The sequence below is a fragment of the Nisaea sp. genome (assembly GCF_039990255.1).
Classification (GTDB): Bacteria; Pseudomonadota; Alphaproteobacteria; order Thalassobaculales; family Thalassobaculaceae; genus Nisaea.
Genome location: NZ_JBDXGG010000018.1, coordinates 1,013,679 through 1,038,101, shown reverse-complemented (window position 1 = coordinate 1,038,101; position 24,423 = coordinate 1,013,679). Strand labels below are relative to the sequence as shown.

Sequence of the window (24,423 nt, the reverse complement as noted above, 5' to 3'; positions counted from 1 at the left end):
GAATGGGCGACCGCGTTCAATCACTCTCTGACATGAAACAATCCGAGATGCCGGCATCGCCAGGAACCAGAGGCGGCATAACCGGTATGGTCCGTACGATGGACCTCGACCTTCGCCTGCTTGGCATGGTCGGAGCCCTCCTGCTCATCTGGATTGTTCTGGACCTGCTGACGGGCGGACGCTTCATTACCCCGCGCAACCTCTTCAATCTTTCCGTCCAGACGGCCTCGGTTGCAGTCATGGCGACCGGCATGGTCTTCGTTATCGTAACGCGCCATATCGATCTCTCCGTCGGCTCCGTCCTCGGCGTCATCGCCATGGTCATGGGGGTGGTCCAGGCGGAAATCCTGCCCGAAGTCCTCGGATTCAACCATCCGGCAAGCTGGATTATCACGATCCTTGTAGGGCTCTGCCTCGGGCTTCTGATCGGCGCTCTTCAGGGTTGGGTGATCGGATATCTTGCCGTGCCGGCTTTCATTGTCACGCTCGGCGGCCTCCTTGTCTGGCGCGGCGCCGCATGGTGGGTCACGACCGGCCGCACGGTGGCACCGCTCGACTCAACCTTCATCCTTTTCGGCGGTGGCGTCGCCGGCACCTTGGGAGAAACGGCCAGCTGGGTTTTCGGGGCATTCATGGCTGCGCTGGTACTTTACGGGATCTTGAGGGGGCGTCGCAGGCGTCAACTCTTCGATTTCCCACTGAAACCGCTCTGGGCCGACTGGCTGAATATCGGCGTTCTGACTTTGGCCATCTTTGGGTTCGTCGCGGCAATGAACGCCTACCCGGTACCCGCCCGTGCTGCCAAACGCCTGGCAGAAGCCAAAGGCTGGGAAATTCCCGAAGGCGGGTTGGAGCTGATGCATGGGATCGCCATCCCGGTTGTCATCGTTGCCTTGGTCGCCATCGCAATGACAGTCGTCGCTCGGCGCACCAAATTCGGCCGCTATGTCTTTGCCATTGGCGGAAACCCGCAGGCGGCAGAGCTTTCCGGTATCGATACCCGCCGCATGACCCTCTACATCTTCACAATGATGGGCGGGCTGTGCGCCATCTCGGCCGTCATTGCTTCCGCTCGGCTACAATCGGCGGCCAACGATCTTGGCACGCTAGACGAGCTGCGCGTGATCGCCGCCGCCGTTATCGGTGGAACATCGCTTGCCGGAGGCATCGGTACTATCTATGGCGCAATCCTTGGCGCGCTCGTCATGCAAAGCCTGCAAAGCGGAATGGCTTTGATCGGCACCAACACATCACTGCAATCCATTGTCATCGGCCTTGTCCTGGTTCTCGCCGTCTGGGTTGATCAGGTCTACCGCCGCCGGATCGGGGAATAGACGCCATGCCGACAGATACCGCTCGTCCCCTCGTCGCGCTAAACGATATCCATGTCTCCTTCGGCGGCATCAAGGCTGTTGATGGCGTGTCCTGTGATCTCTATCCGGGCGAGGTTGTCGGCCTGCTGGGCCATAACGGTGCCGGGAAATCAACCTTGATCAAGGTGCTGTCCGGTGCCTGCCATTCGGACTCGGGCGAAATTCGGATCAACGACCAAAAGGCCGTTATCCGTAATACGCGGGATGCAAGAGCCTGCAATATCGAAACGATTTACCAGACACTCGCCCTTGCCGATAATCTTGACGCCGCCGCCAATCTCTTCCTCGGGCGGGAAATCCAGACCTCTTCAGGAATGCTGGATGATGTGAAGATGGAGGACGAGACCCGCAAGATAATGGGGCGTCTCAATCCGAACTTCCGGAAGTTCGCAGCCCCGGTGAAAGCGTTGTCGGGAGGCCAGCGTCAATCGGTGGCTATTGCGCGCGCGGTTTATTTCGATGCCAAGGTTCTGATCATGGACGAGCCGACTGCAGCGCTCGGGGTTCAGGAAACCGCCATGGTTTCGGAGTTGATCAAACAATTGAAGGCCGAAGGCATCGGCATCTTCCTGATCAGCCATGACATTCATGACGTGTTCGATCTTTCGGATCGGCTGACAGTCATGAAGAATGGGCGCCTGGTCGGAACTGTCCGCACCGAAGAGGTTTCGAAGGAAGACGTGCTCGGCATGATCATTCTCGGAAAAATGCCAAGTCACCTGGAAAAAAGCTCAATCGCGGGCACTCCCCCTCCTCAATGAACCAGCATGACCGCCGCATCGGACGGCACATATCCGATCCAGTACGGGCGCAAAACAGAAAAGCGATAGTCGACTGCCTCCGGCGGCACCAAGCAGCAGCTCGGATCGAAATCGCAAAGCATGTCGGCATCAGTCCCGCTACAGTTACGGTCATCACCTCCGAGCTGATCGAGGACGGCGTGATCCGCGAGGAAACAGTGGTAGCGGACAGAATCCGGCCGTCGCGCGGACGTCCTCGCACACGACTGGAACTGAATCCTGAAGCCGGTTTCGCCGTGGGCATCAAAATCTCGATGCACCAGGCCTCCATCTCCCTGACGAACCTCTCAGGAGAAATACTGGGATCCAAGATCGTTCCCATGCGGGCAAACCGCGACGCGCCGGAACGTATTGCTGAGATCTGCATGACCCAGATCAAGGAGGTCATCAGCAATACAGGGATCGATCCGGAACTGGTCCTCGGCGTCGGAATTGGTGTTCCTGGATATGTGGAATATCCATCCGGATTAGTCAGATGGGCGCCGGTCTTCTCGCGACCTGACGTGCCCTTTCGCGAAATCGTCGAGCAAAAGACTGGATTTCGAACCTTTATCGACAATGACGCCAACATGACGGCCCTCGCCGAGAAATGGTTCGGGGTCGGACGGCAATTCCAGACCTTCATGGTCGTCACCGTCGAGCATGGCATCGGCATGGGGTTGGTTGTCGATGAAAAGCTCTACCGAGGTGCCCGCGGCTTCGGAGCTGAATTCGGACATACCAAGATTGTCGTTGGCGGCGCTCTATGCCGCTGTGGACAGCGCGGATGTATCGAAGCCTATGCCTCGGACTATGCCATCGCCCGCGAAGCGAACGTCCTGGGGTCAACAACCGATATCGACGACCCGTTCGCCTTGCAGGACCGGATGGCGCAACTCATCAAGCTGTCCGATGAAGGCTCGCCAGCCGTAACATCGATCTTCAAACGCGCGGGAACCATGCTCGGCACCGGCATTGCCAATCTTGTCGATGTGCTGGACCCGCCTGTCGTTGTACTGTCCGGCGCCCGATCCAGATCCGCCAAAGCCTTTTTCACAGCTCTCTCCAGCGCAATGGAAACGAATACATTGCTCGAAGGCCAGACCAAAGTCGATCTGAGGGTCGATCCCGGCGGTGACGAGGTCTGGGCGCATGGCGCCGCCGCGTTAGTGCTTGAAGAAACCCTTATTTGACCCGGCTAATCAGACGCTTGCGAGTGCCTTCAGACGAGCGGGGTCGAGCCCGTAGACCATGTCACGCAGATCATCGAGCAACGCTTGCCGGTCGTTCCCGTTGGAAAGCTCCGATGAGCGGACCGGTGTGCCGACATGCGCCTGCACATCGTCGCCAATCCGGCGCGCCACCTCATTCATCAGCAAAGCTTCCCGCAGGGCCTCGCTGAAACGGCTTACCAGATGAAACAGGAAGCGATTTTGCCCTTCAAAGAAGATCGGAACAACCGTTGCGTCCGTCTGCGCGATCAGCTTGCCCACAAACAGCTTCCAGGGAGCATCGGTCGCTCGGCCGAATAATTTCTCCGACGTCGACACCCGTCCCGCCGGGAAGATTACCAACGCTCCGCCATCATTAAGGTGCGCCAGGGCCTCGCGCTTCGATTCGACATTACCGCGCACCGCACTTGAAGCCCCGTCGAACTCAATCGGAATCAGATAGCGCCGTAACGGCTCCACGCGCCCGAGCGCTGCGTGTGCCAAAAGTTTGAAATCATCGCGGACGAGCGATGTGATATGACAGGCCGCAATCCCGTCGAGCACCCCAAACGGATGGTTCGCAACAATGATCAGCGGGCCTTCAGCCGGAATCGCGTTGAGACTGTTCCGCTCGAAATTGACGGATAACCTCAGATAATCAACAGCCGAATGCCAAAAATTATCGGTGCCGTGATGTTTACGGCAGTAATCATCGTACATCCGTTGCAAGCGTGGCTGGCCGCTGAGCAATTCAACGAAACGGATCAGCACCTGTCGGGTAAGGGAGTCGTCTGGGTTGCAGTACGAAACAACCGGAGTCCGCTTTTCGAACTCTTGCCGGACCCAGTTCTTCCCAGATTTTCCGAACATTTCATCCCGCGTCTTTTGTGTAAAAGACGGACGTTAGCGGCTGCGAATGACAGCTTGATGACCGATTAATTGCAATCTTTCTGCCCCCACCCTTCGAGCCTCCATCACTCAAGAGAGGAATGAGCCTCAAGCCCCCTCTTTCTAACTAACCGGCTGACTCACCTGTGCGGGTACCGTTGATCCCGCATTGCTTTCCCGATGATCCGACAGAATTTTTAATTCGGCTTCGTTCCTTGGGTGGCGGATATTAAGGTCTGGTCTATAAGGTAGAATCAGATGATGCACTCTCGGGTAACATGGTCGACTCTTCCTACAATTTGACGGAACACCCAAACCCTGTCGGCACTGCTTCGGCCTACCCGAAAGCAGGTCCGCAATCAGCTCTTATCAAAATTAGTTTGCTTGGCGGTTTTTTGATCGAAGCGCCAAGCGGAACAGTCGATTTACTAAGCCGAAAAGCGCAGGCCATTCTCGCCTACCTGATACTGTTACCGTCTCAAAAAGCGACCAGAGAGAGCATTGCCGGGCTACTCTGGAGTAATGCCACAGAAGATCATGCGCGCGCATCTCTGAGACAAGCCCTTCGCAGGCTTAACCAGTATTTTGATGCAATTGGCATTGTTGGAATTGACGCGACGCGTAACGAAGTCCGTCTCAACAATAAGGTGTTCGAGACCGATTTGTGGGCGATCCTGGAAAACGACACCGGTGCACCGGTTCACCCAACCCTGTTGGAACGCTCCGATATTTCGGCTTCTCTGTTGCTCGGCTTCGAGGACCTGGACGAGGCTTTTTATTCCTGGGTGCTCACGCAAAGGCAAAATCTGAACGACCGTCTGGTTGCGAGTCTGGAGCTACGCCTGGCCCAACGCTCCAAGCGTGAAGGCCATGATGCGGCTCACTCGACCAAGAATGCAGCACTCGCCCTCGCCAATCTTGACCCGACCCATGAAGGCGCATGCCGGGAGCTGATGCTGCAGCATGTACGTGCAGGTGACATCGGCTCAGCGCTGAAACGCTATAACCGCCTTTGGTCTCTGCTTGAAAATGACTATGACATGGAGCCGTCGGACGAGACCAAAGCGCTCGTCGCTTTGATCAAGACTGGCGCCGATGAGGCTGACGAAGAACCAGGTTCGAGGTCTTCCAGACCAGATCCGTCAGGAACTCCCCGTCTTGTTGTCGAACCGTTTAGTTTTGGGGGCGTACCGGACCCGCTGAAATTCATGGCCCGCGCTTTCCGTCATCAATTCATGTCCAGTCTCCTCAAATTCAGGGAATGGCTGGTGGTTGACGGCGAATACATCGAGCGCCAGAAGATTGTGCTCCCGACTAACCCGGTCTTCAGAATTTCGGGCGATACCTATGTTAAAGACACAATCCTCTATGTCGTGATTTCGGTCCGTGACTTCAGCAATGACACCTTGCTCTGGAGCGAAGAGAACCCGGCAAGCCTGGATACCTGGCCGCGGACGCTCAGACAGCTCGTGCAGAAACTCGCCATAGCCATCAACACCCATGCCGCGAGCAACCGGCAGATCACCAAACGCGAAGAGCCGAACCAGTCCCATCCGGTTTACGACAGATGGATGCAAGGCCGTCGGCTGAATCATCTCTGGACCCCTACCGGTTGGGCCGAGGCCGAGGAAATCTTCACCTCTGTGCGCAACGATCAGCCCGACTTCGCGCCAGGTCATTCCAGCCTTTCATTCTGCGCCAGCCTTAAGCGGTTCGTTTATCCAGGGTTCCGGGACGAGCCCGGTCTCTCACTCTTGGCCATCGAACATGCAAAACGCTCGATAGAGCTCGGCCCAAGGGACGCAAAGGGCTACCAGGCCTCAGGCTGGGCTCACATTCTGGTTGGGGAGTTCGAACGGGCCGCAGTCTGCTTCGGTATCGCCGAAACCGTGAATGAAAACGACATTGGAGTCGCCGTGTCCGCCGCCCTAGGTCTGGCCTATTGCGGAGACTCCGAAGAGGCTTTGCGACGGTTGGATCACCTGCATGAATCCGGCTTCGTCTACCAGTCTATACACTGGTCCTTTGAAGCCGCCTGCCGTTTCATTTGCCGGGATTATCCGGGAACACTCTGGGCGGCGGCCAAAGCAAACGAAGGCGCATTTTACCCTCAGGCTTGGTCGGCCGCAGCCTTTGCCCAACTCGGGGACGACCGCGCGGCTGAACGAGAAGCCCGGAAATTCCTCGTCGCGGCCCGCGAGAACTGGACCGGCGAGATGCCCCCTCTACCAAGCGATATTTCCCGCTGGTTCCTGTCGGTTCAGCCTTTTCGCAACCCGGCAGACTATTTCCATATGAAACACTCCCTGGAACGCGCCGGCCTTACGACCCGCTGAGAAAACGCCCCAAGAATATCCCCAGATCTTATTGGCCGACCCGATGCTCCATCCGGCTGAGGATGCGAACCACGGGCCAAAGAATCACAAGATACATCGCTGCCGCCATGACAAGTGGCGAGGAATTGTAAGTGAGTGATCGTGCCATATCGGCCGAGTACAGCAATTCCTGGAATGACACGACGCTGGCGATTGATGTCAGCTTCACGACCTCGATGCTATTGCTAAGCAGGTCCGGCAATACGTTCCGTGTGGCCTGCGGCAGCACAACGTAACCCATGGTCTGAAACGGCCCCAGTCCGGTTGACCGCGCCGCCTCTGTTTGCCCAGCCCCGATACTCTCTATGCCAGCGCGGAAAATCTCGGCGAAATAGGCTGAATTGTTCAGCAAAAAGGCAATACAGACAGCCGCAAAAGGCGAGATATCCAGGCCAGCGAATGGCAAACCCGCATAGACGAAAATAAGCAGAACGAGGGGCGGAACGGCACGAAACAGATCGATGAACGCGATTACTGCATAGCGTAGAACCGTGTTCCGGGTGCGGGCCGCAAGTGCGACGATCAAGCCACCGAGCAACCCAAGCGGGATCACCGCCGCGCACAACAGCAGGGTTTGCCCCACACCGCGGAGCAACAAGGGGTAGGCTTCCGCCATAATCTCGAAATTGAAGAAATTGTAGATCAGCAAATCCATATCAGGCACGCCTCCACTGGAACCGTGTCTCGATCCATCGCCCCACAATGACGACCGGGATGAAAAGCAGAATGTAGGCAATCGCTCCCATCATCAGCGGCGTTGCGCTGCCGGAGAAGGATTGCGCGGTCGATGCCTCGTTCAGGATTTCACCAACCCCGATCACTGTACCGAGCGCCGTATTCTTGGTGATGGCGATGGTCCTGTTGGTGAGCGGCGCGACTGTCATTCGAATCGCCTGCGGTACCACCACATATATCAGGCACTGATTGAACCCAAGACCAGTGGACCGTGCCGCTTCCCATTGTCCCTTGCGGACAGAGAGAATCCCGGCCCAGAAAATCTCCTCGGCAAATGCCGCGAGCACCAGTGTCAGAACAAGCCAGAGAACGAAAAAACCTGAGAGTGTCAGACCAACCGTCGGCAGGCCGAAATAGATCAGCAGAATGAGAACCAACGGCGGCAAAGACCTTAACAAGTCAACCAATCCGACGATGATCATTGACAGCGCGGTGATCCGGTAAGCCCGCACAATCGCCAGGAGCATGCCTAGTGCGAGACCACAGATGACGACCAGAACCGCTATCTCGCAGGTAACGATGACGCCTTTTCCAATTGCACCGGCATACTGATCGATCAGATCCGGCCGGAAAAAGGTTTCAATGAAGCGCGCCCACGTACCGGCTTCCGGTGCCGTACTCATTGACCAATCTCTTGCATGAATTCGCGGGTCCGGGCGTGTTCGGGAGCCTCAAAGATCTTGTCTGGCGTTCCTTCTTCCAGAATTTTCCCGTCCGCCATGAAGATAACCCGGTCTGCTGCCGCGCGGGCAAAACGCATCTCGTGGCTGACCACAACCATCGTCATACCGGCTTCGCGCAGCTGCTGCATAACTTGCAAAACACTGCCGACCAATTCCGGGTCGAGCGCGCTTGTTGGCTCGTCGAACAGCATGACGGAAGGCTCCAGCGCCAGCGCCCTGGCGATGGCCACACGCTGTTGCTGGCCGCCTGACAGTGCGCCCGGGTGGGAGTGGGCCTTATCGGCCAGACCAACCCTGTCCAGCATGTCTTCGGCAATTTCGTTCGCTTCGGCCCGGGACTTGCCCAGCACCTTGCGCAGGGCCAGCGTGACATTATCCCGCGCCGTCAGATGCGGATAGAGATTAAACTGCTGAAACACCATGCCAAGGCGCCGCCGCATCAGATTGATATCAACTGACCGGTCCATCAGATTCACGCCATCGAACATGACCGAACCGTCTGTTGGCTCTTCAAGCCGGTTGAAGCATCTGAGCATGGTGCTTTTACCGGACCCTGAAGGGCCGATGACGAAGACGAGTTCGCCAGTATTCAGGGTGAAATCGACACCTTTCAAGGCATCGAAATCGCCAAATGATTTCCAGAGACCCCGGGCCTCAAGGATGGCTGCCATGGCTTATGGCTTTCTTTAACGCTTTAGGGAGGAATGGCGGCGGGTCATGTTATGCCGCCGCCATTCGAGACGTGAACTCTTCGGCCGCAGGCCGATCAGCTGCAATCAGGTGTATGAGCGGTAGGATCGTAGCCCTCAACACCTGGCTGTCCGAAACCGGGCTGCGGCGTGACTGCCGCTGATCCCGCTACCGGAGTGACACCGAACCATTTTTCACTGATCCCGATGAAAAAACCGTCCTTTTTCATGCATTCGAGAGCGGCATCAACCTTGTTCCGCAACTCAGCGCTGTCCTTACGGAATGGAACAGCGAAGACCAACCCTGTGGAGTGAAGGTAGGAAAGCTCTAGAAGCGGATTTTTCTTAACTGCCCAAGCAATCACGGTATTACCGGCGGCGACAGCGAAAGCCCGTCCCGACATGACCGCCTGCACAGCGTCTGTGGTGGTCCCGTATGACTCGACCTTCCAACCGACTTCACCTTCAAGGTTCCGCGCCCAACGATCATAGGAAGAGCCTTTGTTGACTGCGATCGTTTTACCCGAGAACTGCTTAAGATCCGTAACGGACTCAGCCCCCTTTTTTACGGCGAACTGGTAATCCGTGTTCAGGTATCCTTCGCTGAACAGCATGCTCTTTGCCCGCTCTTCCGTCAGGGTGGTCGGCGCCACAAGGAAATCGTAGGTGCCTGCCTGCATCCCCGGCAGCAGGCCCGACCATTGCGCCGCAGTGATATCCATCTCCGCACCCAGCCGCTTGCCAAGTTCGTTGGCGAAATCGACATTAAACCCTTCAACGCCACCGGAAAGTTTCGGCATGGCATGCGGAGCAAAAGTTCCGTCCAGCCCGACCTTGTAGGTCTTTGCCTCCGCATTTCCGGCAAATGCCATCGCGACGACCGCGCCGATAGCCGCAATTTTCAAGAAATTCATAGTCAGCCTCCTTGTTTTTGAACCGCCTGCCCGCCGCTTCATTTTGAATAACGCCCGTCCCCACAGGCATTATGTCGGCTGAGCTCCACGAAACAGCCCGCAGGACGCGACCCTATCTCGCAGCAGCGAATTGTTCGGAGAACAGAAGCTCCAAACGATTGAATGTGAAGTCTAGACCGAGATTTTGCAGTGCAACAATATGATTCTTCGAATGAAAGCCCCACAGTTGACTCCATAATGGATCAATTTGTCTGGTGCCGTTTGCGCATGTTGCGCCGAACAATTTCATGGGCTAATGGGAGCTATGCCTTATTCTGACGAGGCTTCTTGTACCGGCCCTTCCCACTACCCAAATGCGGCTATTGAGCCGTTTAGTCCTGTGACGGGCCAACATTCACTGAGCGAGCGCGCGGCTCGACTAAATGCCGCGGGAGGATCAAATGGAACGCAAGACCGATTTCTTTATCGATGGAAAATGGGTAGCGCCTGCCAGCGCAAATGACTGCGAGGTCATCAACCCGGCCAATGAAACTGCTTTCGCGACGATTTCCCTCGGCGGCGAAGCCGACGTGAATAAGGCTGTCGCAGCCGCCAAGACAGCATTCGCGACCTGGAGCAACACGCCCCACGACGTGCGTATCGGCTATGTCGAAAAGCTGGCCGAAATCTACCAGGAGCGCATTGAGGAGATGGCGACCGCTATCTCCAACGAAATGGGTGCGCCGAAGAACATCGCCAGCACACAGCAGGCAGCCGCCGGGCTTGGTCATATCAAGGCCTTCATCCGGGCGCTGAAGGGGTTCACTTTCGAGCATCCGTTGAACGAAAAGTTCCAGACCGAATATATCATAAATGAGCCGATCGGCGTCTGCGGTTTGATCACGCCATGGAACTGGCCGATGAACCAGGTGACTCTGAAGGTCATACCGGCAGTTGGCGTTGGCTGCACTGTGTTGCTGAAGCCGTCCGAAATTGCGCCGATGTCCTCCCTGCTCTTTGCCGAATTCATTGAGCAAGCAGGCTTCCCGGCTGGTGTGTTCAACCTCGTCAACGGCGACGGCCCGACTGTCGGCGAAGCGATGAGCAAGCACCCCGATATCGACATGATGAGCTTCACCGGCTCCACTCGTGCAGGCATCGCCGTCACCAAGGCTTCCGCCGACACAGTCAAGCGCGTTTCGCTTGAACTTGGCGGCAAAGGCCCGAACCTTGTTTTCGCCGACAGTGATGTTGCCAAGGCCGTCAAGCGTGGCGTGCTTCACATGTTCAACAACAGCGGCCAGAGCTGTAACGCCCCAAGCCGGATGATTGTTGAAAAGTCGGTCTATGGCGAAGCTGTTGAAGTTGCGAAGTCACTGGCCGAAGCTCAAGAGATCGGCGATCCGACCCAGGAAGGCCGTCAGATTGGCCCGGTGGTCTCGCAGGCTCAGTACGACAAGATCCAGGGCTTGATCGAATCTGGTATCAAGGAAGGCGCAACACTCCTTGCAGGCGGTCTTGGCCGTCCGGATGGCCTCAACCGTGGTTATTATGTCAAGCCGACTGTCTTCGCTGACGTGAAAGAAGACATGACCATCGCTCGGGAAGAGATTTTCGGCCCGGTGCTTTCGATCATGTCTTTCGAAGATGAAGCAGACGCGGTGCGTATAGCTAACGATACACCGTACGGCCTTACATCGTACGTGCAGACCGGTGATCCGGAACGGGCCAAGCGCCTCGCCCGTCAGCTCCGTGCCGGCATGATTCAGATGAATGGAGCCAACCGTGCGCCGGGCAGCCCGTTCGGCGGCTACAAACAGTCCGGTAACGGACGTGAGGGCGGCGAACACGGCCTCATGGAATTCCTGGAAGTGAAGGCAGTCGCCGGCTGGCCAGCCGAAGCCGCAGAATAACATTCCAGATACCCGGAAAAAGCGGCCGCATCCACCCGATGCGGCCGTTTTTTTATCCGTATTGATCCAGTGGATTGTCCGTTAAGACAGGTACCCGAACCGCTTCATCACAGGACCATGATCTCTGGCAAGACGCGCGAGTTGTTGCTCACTGAGCGAACGCTGCCCCTCGCCACTGCCCCCGGAGCGGAAGAAACGTTGCATATGTGGCGGGCGTTCGGAGAAACCATTTTCCTCTTCCTGCCGACTGAGCTCTTCGAAGGATGAATGCCGGATCGACCGCGCCAACCGCTCAGGATCAAACGGTAGTCCGAGCACTTTGAGAACCTGTCCAAAAGCCTTTTCCGGATTTGCGCAAAGGTCTTCGTATCTCACTAGGCAAATCGGAAGCGAACTGCTTCCGTCTATCCAGCTTTCGACATGCGCTCCCCACCGGCCCATATGGGTCAAAATCTTTACATCAGCCTCAACTGTCGCATGATCCAGATCAGCCATGATCTCAATCGCCACGTCGGGCGTCACGCCCATATGGCTGGCATAGGACGGCACGATATCGACGGGATTTCGGATAATGTAAACAGCGCCAGCAGAGACCGAACGCTCTATGAGAGGTGTACCGTTCAGTTCACCGAAACGTGAATGGGTCTTGACGAAATGATCGTGCTCACGCGCTGCGGCAAGTCGATGCTGCGCCTCGGGGCGCACTGTCACGCTCTCTTCAACCGTCATTTCCTGGACGGGTTTTGTCAGGACTTCCGCATAGAAACGCGGACGGACGTCACTCAGCGAAAAGGCGCGCAAATCCTCAATAGGAACCGGTTTTTCCCGGCCAAGGAGATAGTTGGCGAGGAAAGCGCGCATCCACGTGTTCCCTGACTTGGGATAGGACGCAAGCCATATAATTCGTGGCATCTCATATTCCGATAGGACAAAACTACACCGGGTAGTTTTGTCCTAATTAAGTCAAATTCAAGATCCGCGCGATCACTTTTTGTAAAAACCGATCAGTTGGATGGAAACTCTTTCAACACAAAAACCAAAGGCGTTGAGAAGAACAGCCTATTTGCATTTACGTAATTGATATGGAATGATTTTTAAGATTTTCCAATCGGCCCTAAATTCATCCGATTTCGAATTTTTGCATGACTGCTTTGCGCGATCTGGATACCAGACACCGACGTATTTAGCGAACAAACAGGTGCGCTGAATTAAGGTTTACACCCCCTGGCCGAGCCAGTCTGCCAAGAGCCGCACCGTCTCTTGAGGTGCCTCTAACGGCAGCATGTGACCGCACTCCTCGACGATCTCTAGTCTTGCATACGGTATTCCATCTGCAAGCTCCTGCGCCTCCTCTAGACTGCGTAACGCATCCTGACGAGACCAGACGACCAGAGTCGGACAGGTAATCCGGGCCAGCAGATCATGTCCGTCCCGGCGCACCACACCGATCTGGTTTACGAATCCGTCCTTGCCGATCAGGTCAGCCATTTCACGGATCTTCCCCACAAGCCCCTCGTCTGCCTGTCGTTCCGGGTGAAGAGAGGAAAGGATGGAGTGGCGCGAAAGTCCACGAAATCCACGACCTTCCGCCGCTTTGGCAAGGCCAGCCTTGCGGGCTGCCTGTTCGGGACTGTCGCCGCGCGCGCTGGTGTTGAGCAACGCGAGGCGCTCAACCCGCTTCGGCGCCATCAACGCGATCTCCCGCGCAACAAATCCCCCCATGGAAAAGCCGACCAGTGAGAAACGCTCTGGTGCCCCGGTCAAAACATGCTCCGCCATAGCTTCGAATGTCCGGTCCCGGGTGAGGTCTCCGAAGTGCAGAGACCCGAGCTGCTCCAGGCCGCTTCGGGCATCGTCCCAGAGATGCCGGTCGCACATAAAACCGGGAAGAAACAGAATATCGGTCATGGAAAGCCTTGAGGATTAATGGAGAGTATTCGCAGGAGAGATTACTCCGCCACGATGCGAAACATCCAGTCAACTCAAGGCATGCGGAGATCGTTCCGTCGCGGAGCCTCAGCGCGGAGCCGAGAAGAGATCCGTATAAACCAGTGTCTGGTTCGCATGCTCACGCATCATCGACTCGGCACGCTGCGGATCGCGGGTCCGGATCGCATCGAGGATCAGCTTGTGCTGCATATTGCCGAGACGCAGGCGCATCAAGTCGGCCTCGCAATTTTCTTCATTGAAGACGACGGTGCCCAGCTTGATCATTGGCAGCGTCTCCATCCGGCCGAAGGTGAAAGCGACATAGGGATTGCCGCAATCCTTCATGATGGTTTCGTGAAAGGCAACATTGCCGTCCTGATAGTCGAGCGCCTTACCCGAGGGATCCATGTCCGCATCGAGAGCGATCGCCATCGCGTCGACGGCTTCCTGCAACCTGGCATCGGCCGTCTCGGATATGCCGGTTTTAGCCATCGTCCCCGCTGACAACCCTTCGAGAACACCACGTACTTCGTAAGCTTTCTTGATATCGCCGAGATTAAACTCCTGGACGGTGAACCCCCGCCCCTCGCGCTTCCGGATAAGCCCCTCGACCTCAAGCGCGCGGAGTGCAAGGCGTGCGGGCGTTCGGGAAACGCCGAACATCTCAGCAGCAATGACTTCGGAAATCTTTGTGCCTTCCGACAGCGTTCCATCGATGACCATGCGGCGCAATGCCGACAGAACGCGCTTGTCCGCGGAGCCTTCATCGGCTGAAGAGCGCATCAAATGGTTCACCCGGTTTTCCTCCCGCCGCTTCCGATCATAGTGCGGCAACAATTTTCCATATCGATTATGGATACATATTTTTGATCTTATTTCCAATTCGAACCTGGAATCAGCATTTCCTTGCCATGCTCCCCACATTATGGATTCATTTTAAGGCAGCCGCGAAAAAAGAGCTGCAACCAAGGGAGGACAATCATGAATCGACGCAATTTCGCGATCGCATCGGCAGCGGTCGCGTTGAGTTTCGCGTTTTCTGAGGCCCCGCAGGCCCAGGAACCCATCAAATTCGGGATGGTCGCGCATCTCTCTGGCCCCCTGGCGGGCGGCGAGGCCGTGACGCATCTTCCGAACGTGCAGCTCTGGGTCGAGGAGGTGAACGGACGCGGCGGCTTGATGGTGGATGGCAAGCGCCGTCCGGTCGAGATCGTGCAATATGACGACAAGACCAATCCGGCTGAGCATATCAAGGCGGTCCAGCGCCTCGCCTCTCAGGACGAAGTCGATTTCATGATCGCGCCCTACGGAACCGGCTTCAACATTGCCGCTGCGCCGATCTATGCGCGCTACAAGTATCCACTGGTCGCCGTCACGGCGATCACCGATGAGATCCATGAGCTGACCGCTAAATTCCCGAACATGTTCTTCACACTCGGATCGACGAGCGGGTTTGTCGAAGGGGCCACGAACACACTGAAGACCCTGCAGAGCGAGGGCGTGATCGGCGACAAGGTCGCCATGGTCAATGTGGCCGACGCCTTCGGCATCGAGCTCGCCGGCGTGGCCCGGGAGAAGTTCAAGGAAGCGGGCTTCAATATTGTCTATGACAAGTCCTATCCGCTTGGCACACCGGACCTTTCACCGGTGATGAAAGGCGCGAAAGCGGCTGCCCCGGATGCCTTCGTTGCCTGGTCCTATCCGCCCGACAGCTTCGCGCTGACCGAGCAGGCCATCATCGAGGATCTCGACGTGAAGGCCTTCTACACAGCCGTCGCCACGGCTTTCCCGGCATATGGCGGGAAGTTCGGCAACGCCATCGAAGGCAATCTCGGCGCCGGCGGCGTGAACCCGAATACCGACGCCATGAAGGCCTACCGCAAACGGCATCAGGACGTGACGGGCAAGGCTCCGGATTACTGGGCGTCCGCCACCTACTACTCCGCCTTGCAAGTGCTGGAACAGGCAATCGAAGGTGTCGGCAAAATCGACCGCGAGGCCGTGACCGAGCACATCAAGAACAACGCTTTCGAGACCGTGATCGGAACCATCAGGTTCGACAAGCACAATAATTCCGAGCGCTACTGGTCGGTCGGCCAATGGCGCGGCGGACAGTTTGTCGCCGTCGCCGATACCGGGATGGGCGACAGCGTTGCACCGGTTGCGAAAAAGGGCTGGAAGTAACCTGCCCTGGGCCGGCTTTCGATGCCTCGGGCCGGCCCATTTTTTCCAGGCCCAATTGCTGCAGGAATGAAATCTATATGGACATTGTGATCTCGGGCTTGCTGCTCGGCGGAGCCTATGCGCTGGTCGCGATGGGGCTGAACCTGCAATACGGGGTCGCGCGGATCATGAACCTCGCAAATGGCGAGATCCTGATCCTCGGCGGCCTCGCGGCTTTCTGGGCCTTTGTCAGCTTCGGTCTCAGCCCTCTTCTGACGCTGTTCATTGTTGCCCCGCTTGCCTTCTTTGGCAGCTGGGCAATGTACAGGCTGCTGCTGCGTCCTCTGGTCAGACGTGCCAAATCCCGCGGTCAGCTGGAGGTGGATTCGATCCTCGCCACCTTCGGTATCAGCTTCTTCCTTGTCGGGGTAATGGTCAGCCTGCGTGCCGAGTACTTCACCTATTCCTTCCTTGCCACGCCCGTTCATATGCTTGGGACAACCGTCGCCGCCAACCGCTTGGTAGCGGCGCTCATTGCCGCCGCCATCGGAGGCGCGCTCTATGTCTGGCTGAACAGATCCCGCCCCGGCATGGCCGTGCGCGCTGTCGCGGTCTCACCTGAAGCCGCCGGGCTGGTCGGGATCAATGTCGACCGGATCTCGGCCTTCGCCTTTGCCCTCGGTGGTGCGGTGACCGCGCTCGGCGGATGTCTGATCTCGACCTTCGTGACCCTCGATGCGTCCTCCGGCGTCATCTTCACCATGAAAGCGCTGATCATCGTCATCATGGGAGGCGTGGGCGACATCAGGGGCGCGATCATCGCTGCCCTGATCCTCGGGCTCGTCGAAACCGCCGTCGCCACGATCATCGACCCGGGGCTTACCCTGGTCGCCGCCTATGCGATTTTCCTCGCCGTCCTGCTCTTCCGGCCCCAAGGCCTCTTCGGACAGGGGAGCGCCTGATGCAGGATATCCTTCGCGGCGGCACGATCCTGATGGCCCTGCTCGCAGTAGCCGCCCTGCCATTTCTGGTCGACGGCTACTGGCTCTCCATCGCCGTCACCATCATGATGTACACGGCGCTCGCCACCAGTTGGGCCCTGTTCTCCGGACCGACGCACTACATCGCCCTGTCGACGGGTGCCTTCTACGGCATCGGCGGATATCTGGTCGCCACGGGGATGAGCGATTTCGGCACCTCCTTCTGGAGCATGATGGCGATTGCTCCCTTCGTCGCGGCACTGCTGGCCGGAGCGATCGGTATCGCCACTCTGCGCCTTTCCGGCGTCTATTTCGTGATTTTCACACTTGGGTTGGCGGAGATGATCCGCAATCTCGTGAGCTGGGTGCAGAACAATTTCCTCGGCTCTAAAGGCCTTTATGTCCTGACCGAACTGGAGGAGCGCCACATCTATTGGATGCTCCTCGCCGTCACTGTCGCGGTCTTCCTGTTCGGCTGGCGTCTTGACCGCTCGCGCATGGGTTTCGCACTCCGCATTCTCGGCAATGACGAGGAGGTCGCGCGGCATGTCGGAATCGACACGGCGCGAACGAAGGTCCTGCTTTTCATGACGACCGGGTTCTTCGCCGCACTGGTTGGCGCCATCGTCGCGCCGCGCTACTACTATATCGAGCCTAATGTGGTGTTTTCCCCGGAGCTGAGCTTCCTCGTCGTCATCATGGCGTTGCTGGGCGGCACCCGGCGCCTCTATGGCCCGCTTTTGGGGGTTATCCCCTTCACCCTGCTTTGGGAAGTGGTCTCCGCATCCTTCCCGAGCGCAACGACCATGGTGCTCGGCCTCGCCTTCCTGCTCATCGTCTATCTGATCCCCGACGGTGTCACCGGCCTGATCGAAAAACTCGGCAAGCGGAGCGTGTCATGACACCGGGCGAGACCATCCTCGAAGTGCGCGGACTGACGAAGCGCTTCGGCGGCCTGATCGCCGTCAACGATCTCTCGTTCGATGTTCGCGAGCATGAGGTCATGGGTGTGATCGGGCCCAACGGCTCAGGCAAGTCCACCACGATCAATCTGATTTCCGGAGCCCTCCGGGCAACCTCCGGGTCGGTTTCGCTCGAAGGCCATGATCTGACGGCTGCACGGCCGCACGAGACAGCGCATCTCGGGATCTCCCGCACCTTCCAGCTGGTCCGGATCCTACCCGCACTCTCTGTTCTTGAGAACGCCGTCGCGGGAGCCGTCTTCGGTCACAAGCGGCGTTGGGGACGTGAGGCGGACGTGTTCGCGACGGATCTGCTCGAACGGGTCGGGCTCGCGGACAAAGCCGCTGTTCCGGTATCCGCCCTCACTTATATCGACCAAAAGCGCCTGGAACTCGTCCGCGCACTCGCCGGGGAGCCGGAAGTGCTGCTGCTCGACGAATGGCTGGCAGGGCTCAATCCTTCTGAGCTTCAGGTCGGCATCGACCTGATCTCCTCTCTCCGGGCCGAAGGCCGGACGGTCATCCTCGTTGAACATGTCATGGACGCTATCCGGTCTCTCTGCGACCGCTGCGTTGTCATGAATTCAGGCAAAAAGATCGCCGAAGGCACGCCAGCGGAAGTCCTCTCCGATCCGCATGTCATCGAAGCCTATCTGGGAGACGCCTGATGCTGAAAGTCCAGGATATCAGCGTTTCCTACGGCTTGCATGAAGCCCTTCATGGCGTATCGCTGACTGTTGATAGAGGCGAGATCGTCGTTATTCTCGGGGCGAACGGTGCCGGAAAATCCTCCCTGCTACGCGCCATCGCCGGGATCTCGGACGGCAAGGTCCGTGGCGCCGCCTCTCTCAATGCGCAGACTCTCACCGAGAAGAAACCGGACAGTATCGTGGAGACGGGCTTGGCCCTGGTGCCCGAAGGACGCGGGATATTTGGCGCTCTCAGTGTCGGCGAGAACCTGACGCTCGGCGCCTATCCGGCACGCGCGCGGGCTGCGGAGAAAGAAAATCTGGCGAAAGTCCTGGAACTCTTCCCGAAGCTCAAAGACCGTAGAGCGCAGATTGTCCGTACCATGTCCGGAGGCGAGCAGCAGATGGTCGCCATTGGCCGCGCCATCATGTCCAACCCCGATGTCCTGCTTCTGGATGAGCCCTCGCTCGGCCTGTCCCCGATCCTCTGCCAGGAGCTGTTCCACAATCTCGCGAAGATCCGCGACACCGGTATGGGCGTTCTGCTGGTCGAGCAGAATGCCCGTCAGAGCCTGGCGATTGCCGACCGCGGCTATCTGATAGAAAATGGACAGATTATCGGGGCCGGTAGCGCGCTCGAACTGGCAAACGACCCGGCGGTCCAGAAAGCCTATCTCGGGGCCAGCACTTCATAAGCGCATGAAAAAGGCGGCTCTGAAGCCGCCTTTTCCGGACCGATCTGAAGCGCTGCTTATTTCAGCGCCTTGTTTGTGATCATGTGGGTCCAGGCATTTTCCGGCCGCTTGGTAATAACCGGGCTGGAGCCGCCTTTCAGAAGGGTGTTCACTGTCCGCTCGTAATCTGCTGGATCGAGCGAGCCATTGGAGCCTGTCGTAAGCTTGGCGATTTCCCGCATCATACGGCGCTGGTGCTTTTCGGTTTGGGCACCGGAAGCGTCGTTCTCGAGCACGATATCTGCCGCCTCGTCCGGGTTTGCCTCTGCATATTTCCAGCCCTTCATAGAGGCTTTAACGAAGCGCGCCATCTTGTCGACGAAAGCCGGATCCTTGAGATTCTTCTCGAGCACGTAAAGGCCGTCCTCAAGCGTAGCAACGCCCTGGTCCTGATACTTGAATACCACCAGCTCATCCGCCGGAAGGCCGGCATCGATGACCTGCCAATATTCGTTGTAGGTCATGGTGGAAACGCAGTCCGCCTGCTTCTGCAGCAGGGGGTCAACGTTGAAGCCCTGCTTCAGCACGGTGACGCCACCAGCGCTTCCGTCGGTCTTGATACCGAGCTGAGCCATCCAGGACAGGAACGGATATTCATTGCCGAAGAACCAGACGCCCAGGGTCTTGTCCTTGAAGTCAGACGGTGACGTAATGCCAGTTTCCTTTCGGCAGGTCAGCATCATGCCGGAGCTCTTGAAAGGCTGAGCTATATTGACCAGCGCGACGCCCTTCTCTCGGGACGCGAGAGCGGACGGCATCCAGTCGATGATCACGTCGGCACCACCACCGGCGATGACTTGCGGCGGCGCGATGTCCGGACCGCCCGGCTTGATTTCGACCTCAAGCCCCTCTTCCTTGTAGAAACCCTTGTCGGCGGCGACGTAATAGCCGCCGAACTGGGCCTGGGTCACCCATTTCAGTTGCAGCGTGACCTTGTCCGCGGCCATTGCAGTGGTCGCCATCAGGCCAACCGCCCCCGCGAGCAATCCTGTCAGCATCTTTTGCATGGTTACTCTCCTCATTCGATGAAGCCTGTCTGACCCCGGTTCTTATCTGTTTGACGGGTGCCAGAATGTAAGGGAGCGCTCGATTAGAACGAGCGACCCGTAGAACGCGGAACCGGCAAAAGCCGCAACCGCGATTTCCGCCCAAACCATGTCGACATTCATACGGCCGACCTCAGTTGATATACGGAACCCCATACCCACAATCGGCGTTCCGAAGAACTCCGACACGATGGCGCCAATAAGCGCCAGTGTCGAATTGATCTTGAGGGCGTTGAAGATGAAGGGCAGTGCCTCGACGAGACGCAGTTTAAACAGCGTCTGGCCATAGCTGGCGGCATAGGTGCGCATAAGGTCCCGTTGCATCGTGCTGGAGGCAGAGAGGCCTTCCAGCGTATTCACCAGCATCGGGAAGAACGTCATTATGACGACGACGGCCGCTTTCGACTGCCAGTCGAAGCCGAACCACATCACCATGATCGGCGCCACGCCGATGATCGGCAGCGCACTCACCATATTGCCGACCGGGACAAGCCCGCGTTTCAGGAACGGCGAACGGTCAACCAGGATCGCCGTTCCGAAACCAATACTGCAACCGAGCACATAGCCCGCAAGCACGGCTTTCATGAAGGTCTGCACGAAATCCGCCCAAAGGATTGGCAAGGACGTTATGAGCTTGGCCCAAACGGCGCTGGGAGCCGGTAGCAGCACCTGTGGCACGCCAGCGCCACGCGTGATCGCCTCCCAAATCAAAATCAGCCAGACCCCAAAAATAAACGGGATCAGAAGATTGACCGCTTGTCTGGCCGATGGCGGCACGGACTTGGCAGCTGCCGTCAGCCGGGTGACGCTTGTCCAGGCGGCCAGCCAGCCAGAAACCAGAAGCGCCCAGTAGGCTGGCCCCATAGCGCCTTCGCCGTGGCCAATATGTCCGATCAACGGAATAGCCGCGAGATGCACAGCGATCAGCAACAGCAGCGCCGCCGCCGCACCATGCCGCATCACGATCGCAAGGACGTAGGAACCCGCCAGCAACGCTAAGGCGAACCCATAGGACGGTGACCATATAGCCTCTGAGGAGACGATCTGGATCGCAAGCCCGACCAGCAGAGCAATACTGCCACCCAGCACGGTAAAAGACAGGGACCTGCTCATCGCGCTATCCCCATGCGGCGGCGTACCGCCTTGTCCGCAAAACCGACAATGGTCACCAGCATGGCCGCCAGAAAAGCCGCGCTCAGCAGGGCCGACCAGATCTGTACTGTTTGCCCATAGTAAGAACCAGCGAGTAGCCGCGCGCCAAGCCCGGCGACAGCCCCGGTCGGCAGCTCACCGACAATGGCGCCTACAAGACTGGCCGCAATGGCGATCTTCATTGAGGTGAAGAGGAACGGGATCGAAGACGGCCAGCGCAGTTTCCAGAAGGTCTGGAAGGAGGACGCGCTGTAGGTCCGCATCAGGTCCAGCTGCATCGGGTCGGGTGAACGCAGGCCTTTCACCACACCGACCGTGACCGGGAAAAAGGATAGATACGTCGAGATCAGCGCCTTCGGGATCAGCCCGGAAATCCCGATTGCGTTCAACACCACGATAACCATCGGAGCAATCGCCAGGATCGGGATGGTCTGTGAGGTGATGATCCAGGGCATCAGGCTGCGCTCAAGGCTTTCCACATGGATAATAGCCGCTGCCAGAGTAACACCGAGAACCGTGCCCATAACAAACCCGAGCATAGTTGAGGAAAGCGTTATACCACCATGATAAACAAGACTTTTTTTGGAAGTAATGCGTTTCTCTACAGTGGTGTTCCAGATCTCAACAGCGACCTGATGCGGGGCCGGCAGGACTGGCCGTTTCTGGTTCAGTGTCGCTTCGATGAATTGCCCTGTCGTCGGGTTGAGTTTTGCCCGCTCGTCCAACTCGCGCTGGAAAGGCGCGTTCAGCAGAACCGCGCTGAAATACCAGATCGCCACCAGCACCAGCACAACCGTCGAAACTGCGAAGGTCTTTGATTTCAGGAAATCATTCATCGTCATAGGCGTGCCCTGCCCTGAGCCCGTCCCGGACCCTGTGGGCGATTTCCAGAAACTCCGGCGTCTCCCGGATATCCAGAGTGCGCTCGCGCGGCAGATTGCAGTCGATCACGTCATGCACCCGTCCGGGGCGCGGCGACATGACGACGATCTTGGTCGACAGGAACACCGCCTCGGGGATCGAGTGCGTTACGAAAATGACTGTCTTGTTGGTCCGGTCCCAGAGCCGGTTGAGCTGCTCGTTCAGGTGATCGCGGACAATCTCATCCAGGGCGCCGAATGGCTCATCCATCAGCAGCAGGTCAGGCTCGACCGCAAGCGCACGGGCAATGGAGGCCCGCTGCTGCATGCCTCCCGAAAGCTGCCATGGGAATTTCCGCTCGAAGCCCGCAAGGTTCACGAGTTCCAGATTTCGGGAGATCCGCTCTGCCCGCTCCGCCTTATCCAGCCCCATAATTTCCAGCGGCAACGCGACATTGCCAGCTATCGTCCGCCAAGGATAAAGGGCGGCTGCCTGAAATACATAGCCATAGGCGCGCTTCTGTCGCGCCTCTTCCGGAGACATCCCGTTAACAGAGATTGTACCGGCAGTCGCCGTCTCCAGATCTGCGATAACCCGGAGCAACGTTGTCTTGCCGCAGCCTGACGGACCGATGAAGGAGACAAACTCCCCGCGGTCGACCGTCAGGTCGATGTTTGAAAGCGCGTGCACCGGGCCGTCATTGGTCTCGAATGTCAGGCAGAGCTCCCGCGCATCGATAACCCGGAAAGCATCGTCTTCAGCCGTGCCGCCCGCCGCGTTACCCGTCCCTGGGGCCGCACCGGTTGCCTGGATGTCTGTCACCATATTCTCCAAATCGGCGGACCGTCCGACCCCTGTCGGCGGTCCGCTTCTGCTTTATCCGGTATCTTCTGGTCCGGTCTAGACGCCGGCCGGCATGTTTGCGGCGGACCGCACCACCTTGCGCGGCGCCGTCAGTTCCTTCCACTTGGAAAGTGCCTTGTTGGTGGCCGGATACGGGTCGCGGCCAACAAATTTTCCGCGCCCTTCGGCGGCATCGACCTTGCCCTCGGTCGCCACCACATCACCCCGACTGAGGGTGAAGCGCGGCAGCCCCATGACATCGATGCCTTCAAAGACATTATAGTCGATGGCAGAGGTCTGCTTCGCGGCGGAAATGGTCTTTGTCGCCTTCGGGTCCCAGACCACCAGATCGGCATCCGCGCCAACCATCACCGCACCCTTTTTCGGGAACACGTTCAGAATCTTGGCGATGTTTGTTGATGTTACAGCAACGAACTCGTTCGGCGTCAAACGGCCGGTATTGACGCCACGCGTCCAAAGCACGGGTAGCCGGTCTTCAAGACCGCCGGTTCCATTCGGGATCTTGGTAAAGTCGCCCAGTCCCATGCGCTTCTGGTCCGTGGTGAAGGCACAATGGTCGGTCGCCACGCATTGCAGCGAGCCTGCTGCCAGACCTGCCCAGAGGCCATCCTGATGCATCTTGTCCCGGAATGGCGGGGACATGACACGGCGCGCGGCATGGTCCCAATCAGGGTTCGCATATTCGCTCTCGTCCAGCACCAGATGCTGGATCAACGGCTCACCGAACACCCGCTTGCCGTTCTGCCGGGCCCGGCGGATCGCCTCATGTGCCTGCTCGCATGAAACATGCACGATGTAGAGCGGCACGTTCGCCATATCAGCGATCATGATGGCACGGTTGGCGGCCTCGCCCTCGACTTCCGGCGGACGAGAATAGGCATGTGCCTCAGGGCCGTTGTTACCCTCGGCCAGCAACTTTTCCTGCAGATGCGCAACGACGTCGCCATTCTCGGCATGAACCAGAGGCATGCCCCCGATATCCGCACAGCGCCGGAAGGAGGCGTACATCTCGTCGTCTTCAATCATCAATGCGCCTTTATAGGCCATGAAATGCTTGAAGGTATTAATGCCGCGGTTCACCACCTGTTGCATCTCGTCGAAGACCTGCTCCGACCACCAGGTGATGGCCATGTGGAAGGAATAGTCCGTAACCGCCTTGGAGCTTTTCTGATCCCAGCTTTGCAGCGCCTGCATCAGGGACTGGTCCGGCACCGGTAGGCAGAAATCCACCACCATCGTGGTACCGCCGGCAACCGCCGCGGAGGTTCCGCTCTGGAAATCGTCCGCCGAATAGGTGCCCATGAAAGGCATTTCCATATGCGTGTGCGGATCGATCCCACCCGGCATTATGTAGCAGCCGGTCGCATCGATGGTCTCGTCGCCCTTCAGGTTCTTGCCGATAGCAGCGATCACGCCGCCTTCGATCAAAACGTCGGCTTCGAAACTATGGTCTGCGGTGACGACGGTCCCGCCTTTGATGACTTTGGACATGAACTCATTCCTC

Annotated in this window: 23 protein-coding genes; 10 read left to right on the top strand and 13 right to left on the bottom strand. The window is 57.9% G+C overall.

The annotated features are described in order from the left end of the window. The first annotated feature begins 2 nt into the window (after nt 1-2). The 3 genes from ABJ076_RS15125 to ABJ076_RS15115 are packed head-to-tail and all read left to right on the top strand — an operon-like array spanning nt 3 to nt 3,345. Entirely contained in the window at nt 3-1,334 is a 1,332-nt protein-coding gene (locus tag ABJ076_RS15125) for a sugar ABC transporter permease (RefSeq protein WP_348184787.1), read from the top strand. A 5-nt stretch (nt 1,335-1,339) separates the two neighbouring features. Then, a complete protein-coding gene (locus ABJ076_RS15120; RefSeq protein WP_348184785.1) occupies nt 1,340-2,134 on the top strand; it encodes an ATP-binding cassette domain-containing protein in 795 nt (264 codons plus the stop codon). Beyond that, nucleotides 2,131-3,345: an ROK family transcriptional regulator gene (locus ABJ076_RS15115; RefSeq protein ID WP_348184783.1), complete on the top strand. Its 1,215-nt coding sequence runs from the start codon at nt 2,131-2,133 to the stop codon at nt 3,343-3,345. Before ABJ076_RS15120 ends, ABJ076_RS15115 begins: the two co-directional genes overlap by 4 nt. A 9-nt stretch (nt 3,346-3,354) precedes the next feature. Here ABJ076_RS15115 and ABJ076_RS15110 read toward each other — a convergent pair whose 3' ends face one another. Next, on the bottom strand, nt 3,355-4,233 hold the full coding sequence (locus ABJ076_RS15110) for a lysophospholipid acyltransferase family protein (protein WP_348184781.1): 879 nt from the start codon (nt 4,231-4,233) through the stop codon (nt 3,355-3,357). 413 nt (nt 4,234-4,646) lie between these two features. Here ABJ076_RS15110 and ABJ076_RS15105 point away from each other — a divergent pair, with 413 nt between their 5' ends. Next, nucleotides 4,647-6,587, top strand: coding sequence for a BTAD domain-containing putative transcriptional regulator (locus tag ABJ076_RS15105; RefSeq protein ID WP_348184779.1), 1,941 nt, complete (start codon nt 4,647-4,649; stop codon nt 6,585-6,587). 28 nt (nt 6,588-6,615) lie between these two features. On the opposite strand, the gene ABJ076_RS15100 is transcribed toward ABJ076_RS15105, so the two are convergent. The 4 genes from ABJ076_RS15100 to ABJ076_RS15085 all read right to left on the bottom strand — a co-directional run bounded on the left by ABJ076_RS15100 (nt 6,616) and on the right by ABJ076_RS15085 (nt 9,647). After that, nucleotides 6,616-7,281, bottom strand: a complete 666-nt coding sequence (locus ABJ076_RS15100) for an amino acid ABC transporter permease (RefSeq protein ID WP_348184777.1) — start codon at nt 7,279-7,281, stop codon at nt 6,616-6,618. Nucleotide 7,282: 1 nt separating this feature from the next. After that, nucleotides 7,283-7,984, bottom strand: coding sequence for an ABC transporter permease subunit (locus ABJ076_RS15095; protein ID WP_348184775.1), 702 nt, complete (start codon nt 7,982-7,984; stop codon nt 7,283-7,285). After that, on the bottom strand, nt 7,981-8,715 hold the full coding sequence (locus ABJ076_RS15090; protein ID WP_348184773.1) for an amino acid ABC transporter ATP-binding protein: 735 nt from the start codon (nt 8,713-8,715) through the stop codon (nt 7,981-7,983). Before ABJ076_RS15090 ends, ABJ076_RS15095 begins: the two co-directional genes overlap by 4 nt. A gap of 95 nt (nt 8,716-8,810) precedes the next feature. Next, the gene (locus ABJ076_RS15085; RefSeq protein ID WP_348184771.1) at nt 8,811-9,647 is read right to left on the bottom strand and encodes a transporter substrate-binding domain-containing protein; all 837 of its coding nucleotides are present in this window, start codon (nt 9,645-9,647) and stop codon (nt 8,811-8,813) included. A gap of 440 nt (nt 9,648-10,087) precedes the next feature. Here ABJ076_RS15085 and ABJ076_RS15080 point away from each other — a divergent pair, with 440 nt between their 5' ends. Then, on the top strand, nt 10,088-11,539 hold the full coding sequence (locus ABJ076_RS15080) for an aldehyde dehydrogenase family protein (RefSeq protein WP_348184769.1): 1,452 nt from the start codon (nt 10,088-10,090) through the stop codon (nt 11,537-11,539). An 81-nt stretch (nt 11,540-11,620) separates the two neighbouring features. Here ABJ076_RS15080 and ABJ076_RS15075 read toward each other — a convergent pair whose 3' ends face one another. From ABJ076_RS15075 to ABJ076_RS15065, 3 genes are all read right to left on the bottom strand, one after another. Further along, complete coding sequence (locus tag ABJ076_RS15075; protein WP_348184767.1) at nt 11,621-12,451, bottom strand: sulfotransferase domain-containing protein; 831 nt, start codon at nt 12,449-12,451, stop codon at nt 11,621-11,623. Nucleotides 12,452-12,754: 303 nt separating this feature from the next. Beyond that, complete coding sequence (locus ABJ076_RS15070) at nt 12,755-13,447, bottom strand: alpha/beta hydrolase (protein WP_348184765.1); 693 nt, start codon at nt 13,445-13,447, stop codon at nt 12,755-12,757. Between the two features lie 108 nt (nt 13,448-13,555). Continuing rightward, nucleotides 13,556-14,263, bottom strand: a complete 708-nt coding sequence (locus ABJ076_RS15065; RefSeq protein WP_348184763.1) for a GntR family transcriptional regulator — start codon at nt 14,261-14,263, stop codon at nt 13,556-13,558. A 186-nt stretch (nt 14,264-14,449) separates the two neighbouring features. On the opposite strand from ABJ076_RS15065, the gene ABJ076_RS15060 reads away from it, so the two are divergent. From ABJ076_RS15060 to ABJ076_RS15040, 5 genes are all read left to right on the top strand, one after another. Continuing rightward, a complete protein-coding gene (locus ABJ076_RS15060) occupies nt 14,450-15,652 on the top strand; it encodes an amino acid ABC transporter substrate-binding protein (RefSeq protein WP_348184761.1) in 1,203 nt (400 codons plus the stop codon). 77 nt (nt 15,653-15,729) lie between these two features. Next, nucleotides 15,730-16,593: a branched-chain amino acid ABC transporter permease gene (locus ABJ076_RS15055; protein WP_348184759.1), complete on the top strand. Its 864-nt coding sequence runs from the start codon at nt 15,730-15,732 to the stop codon at nt 16,591-16,593. Beyond that, entirely contained in the window at nt 16,593-17,513 is a 921-nt protein-coding gene (locus ABJ076_RS15050; protein ID WP_348184757.1) for a branched-chain amino acid ABC transporter permease, read from the top strand. The genes ABJ076_RS15055 and ABJ076_RS15050 overlap by 1 nt, the downstream gene beginning before the upstream one ends. Further along, nucleotides 17,510-18,241, top strand: coding sequence for an ABC transporter ATP-binding protein (locus ABJ076_RS15045; protein ID WP_348184755.1), 732 nt, complete (start codon nt 17,510-17,512; stop codon nt 18,239-18,241). The genes ABJ076_RS15050 and ABJ076_RS15045 overlap by 4 nt, the downstream gene beginning before the upstream one ends. Further along, on the top strand, nt 18,241-18,957 hold the full coding sequence (locus ABJ076_RS15040; protein WP_348184753.1) for an ABC transporter ATP-binding protein: 717 nt from the start codon (nt 18,241-18,243) through the stop codon (nt 18,955-18,957). Before ABJ076_RS15045 ends, ABJ076_RS15040 begins: the two co-directional genes overlap by 1 nt. 56 nt (nt 18,958-19,013) lie before the next feature. Here the strand turns inward: ABJ076_RS15040 and ABJ076_RS15035 are convergent, their stop codons facing one another. The 5 genes from ABJ076_RS15035 to hydA form a co-directional block, all read right to left on the bottom strand. Further along, nucleotides 19,014-20,003 (bottom strand): ABC transporter substrate-binding protein, encoded by a 990-nt coding sequence (locus tag ABJ076_RS15035; RefSeq protein ID WP_348184751.1) that lies wholly within the window; start codon nt 20,001-20,003, stop codon nt 19,014-19,016. A gap of 42 nt (nt 20,004-20,045) precedes the next feature. Next, a complete protein-coding gene (locus tag ABJ076_RS15030) occupies nt 20,046-21,155 on the bottom strand; it encodes an ABC transporter permease (RefSeq protein WP_348184749.1) in 1,110 nt (369 codons plus the stop codon). Further along, the gene (locus ABJ076_RS15025; RefSeq protein WP_348184747.1) at nt 21,152-22,036 is read right to left on the bottom strand and encodes an ABC transporter permease; all 885 of its coding nucleotides are present in this window, start codon (nt 22,034-22,036) and stop codon (nt 21,152-21,154) included. Before ABJ076_RS15025 ends, ABJ076_RS15030 begins: the two co-directional genes overlap by 4 nt. Beyond that, nucleotides 22,023-22,793 carry an ABC transporter ATP-binding protein gene (locus ABJ076_RS15020; protein ID WP_348198761.1) on the bottom strand — a complete coding sequence of 257 codons (771 nt, stop codon included), beginning with the start codon at nt 22,791-22,793 and terminating at the stop codon, nt 22,023-22,025. Before ABJ076_RS15020 ends, ABJ076_RS15025 begins: the two co-directional genes overlap by 14 nt. Before the next feature lie 162 nt (nt 22,794-22,955). Continuing rightward, a complete protein-coding gene (gene hydA / locus ABJ076_RS15015) occupies nt 22,956-24,410 on the bottom strand; it encodes a dihydropyrimidinase (RefSeq protein WP_348184743.1) in 1,455 nt (484 codons plus the stop codon). Between the last annotated feature and the right edge of the window lie 13 nt (nt 24,411-24,423).

Excerpts from the sequence above, each read along its gene's own strand:
- ABJ076_RS15100 (WP_348184777.1), bottom strand. The coding sequence starts at position 7,281 with ATGGATTTGCTGATCTACAATTTCTTCAATTTCGAGATTATGGCGGAA.
- ABJ076_RS15125 (WP_348184787.1), top strand. The coding sequence starts at position 3 with ATGGGCGACCGCGTTCAATCACTCTCTGACATGAAACAATCCGAGATG.
- ABJ076_RS15050 (WP_348184757.1), top strand. The coding sequence starts at position 16,593 with ATGCAGGATATCCTTCGCGGCGGCACGATCCTGATGGCCCTGCTCGCA.
- ABJ076_RS15045 (WP_348184755.1), top strand. The coding sequence starts at position 17,510 with ATGACACCGGGCGAGACCATCCTCGAAGTGCGCGGACTGACGAAGCGC.
- ABJ076_RS15090 (WP_348184773.1), bottom strand. The coding sequence starts at position 8,715 with ATGGCAGCCATCCTTGAGGCCCGGGGTCTCTGGAAATCATTTGGCGAT.
- ABJ076_RS15085 (WP_348184771.1), bottom strand. The coding sequence starts at position 9,647 with ATGAATTTCTTGAAAATTGCGGCTATCGGCGCGGTCGTCGCGATGGCA.
- ABJ076_RS15070 (WP_348184765.1), bottom strand. The coding sequence starts at position 13,447 with ATGACCGATATTCTGTTTCTTCCCGGTTTTATGTGCGACCGGCATCTC.
- ABJ076_RS15075 (WP_348184767.1), bottom strand. The coding sequence starts at position 12,451 with ATGCCACGAATTATATGGCTTGCGTCCTATCCCAAGTCAGGGAACACG.
- ABJ076_RS15030 (WP_348184749.1), bottom strand. The coding sequence starts at position 21,155 with ATGAGCAGGTCCCTGTCTTTTACCGTGCTGGGTGGCAGTATTGCTCTG.
- ABJ076_RS15055 (WP_348184759.1), top strand. The coding sequence starts at position 15,730 with ATGGACATTGTGATCTCGGGCTTGCTGCTCGGCGGAGCCTATGCGCTG.
- ABJ076_RS15060 (WP_348184761.1), top strand. The coding sequence starts at position 14,450 with ATGAATCGACGCAATTTCGCGATCGCATCGGCAGCGGTCGCGTTGAGT.
- hydA (WP_348184743.1), bottom strand. The coding sequence starts at position 24,410 with ATGTCCAAAGTCATCAAAGGCGGGACCGTCGTCACCGCAGACCATAGT.
- ABJ076_RS15095 (WP_348184775.1), bottom strand. The coding sequence starts at position 7,984 with ATGAGTACGGCACCGGAAGCCGGTACGTGGGCGCGCTTCATTGAAACC.
- ABJ076_RS15110 (WP_348184781.1), bottom strand. The coding sequence starts at position 4,233 with ATGTTCGGAAAATCTGGGAAGAACTGGGTCCGGCAAGAGTTCGAAAAG.
- ABJ076_RS15025 (WP_348184747.1), bottom strand. The coding sequence starts at position 22,036 with ATGACGATGAATGATTTCCTGAAATCAAAGACCTTCGCAGTTTCGACG.
- ABJ076_RS15035 (WP_348184751.1), bottom strand. The coding sequence starts at position 20,003 with ATGCAAAAGATGCTGACAGGATTGCTCGCGGGGGCGGTTGGCCTGATG.
- ABJ076_RS15120 (WP_348184785.1), top strand. The coding sequence starts at position 1,340 with ATGCCGACAGATACCGCTCGTCCCCTCGTCGCGCTAAACGATATCCAT.
- ABJ076_RS15115 (WP_348184783.1), top strand. The coding sequence starts at position 2,131 with ATGAACCAGCATGACCGCCGCATCGGACGGCACATATCCGATCCAGTA.
- ABJ076_RS15080 (WP_348184769.1), top strand. The coding sequence starts at position 10,088 with ATGGAACGCAAGACCGATTTCTTTATCGATGGAAAATGGGTAGCGCCT.
- ABJ076_RS15040 (WP_348184753.1), top strand. The coding sequence starts at position 18,241 with ATGCTGAAAGTCCAGGATATCAGCGTTTCCTACGGCTTGCATGAAGCC.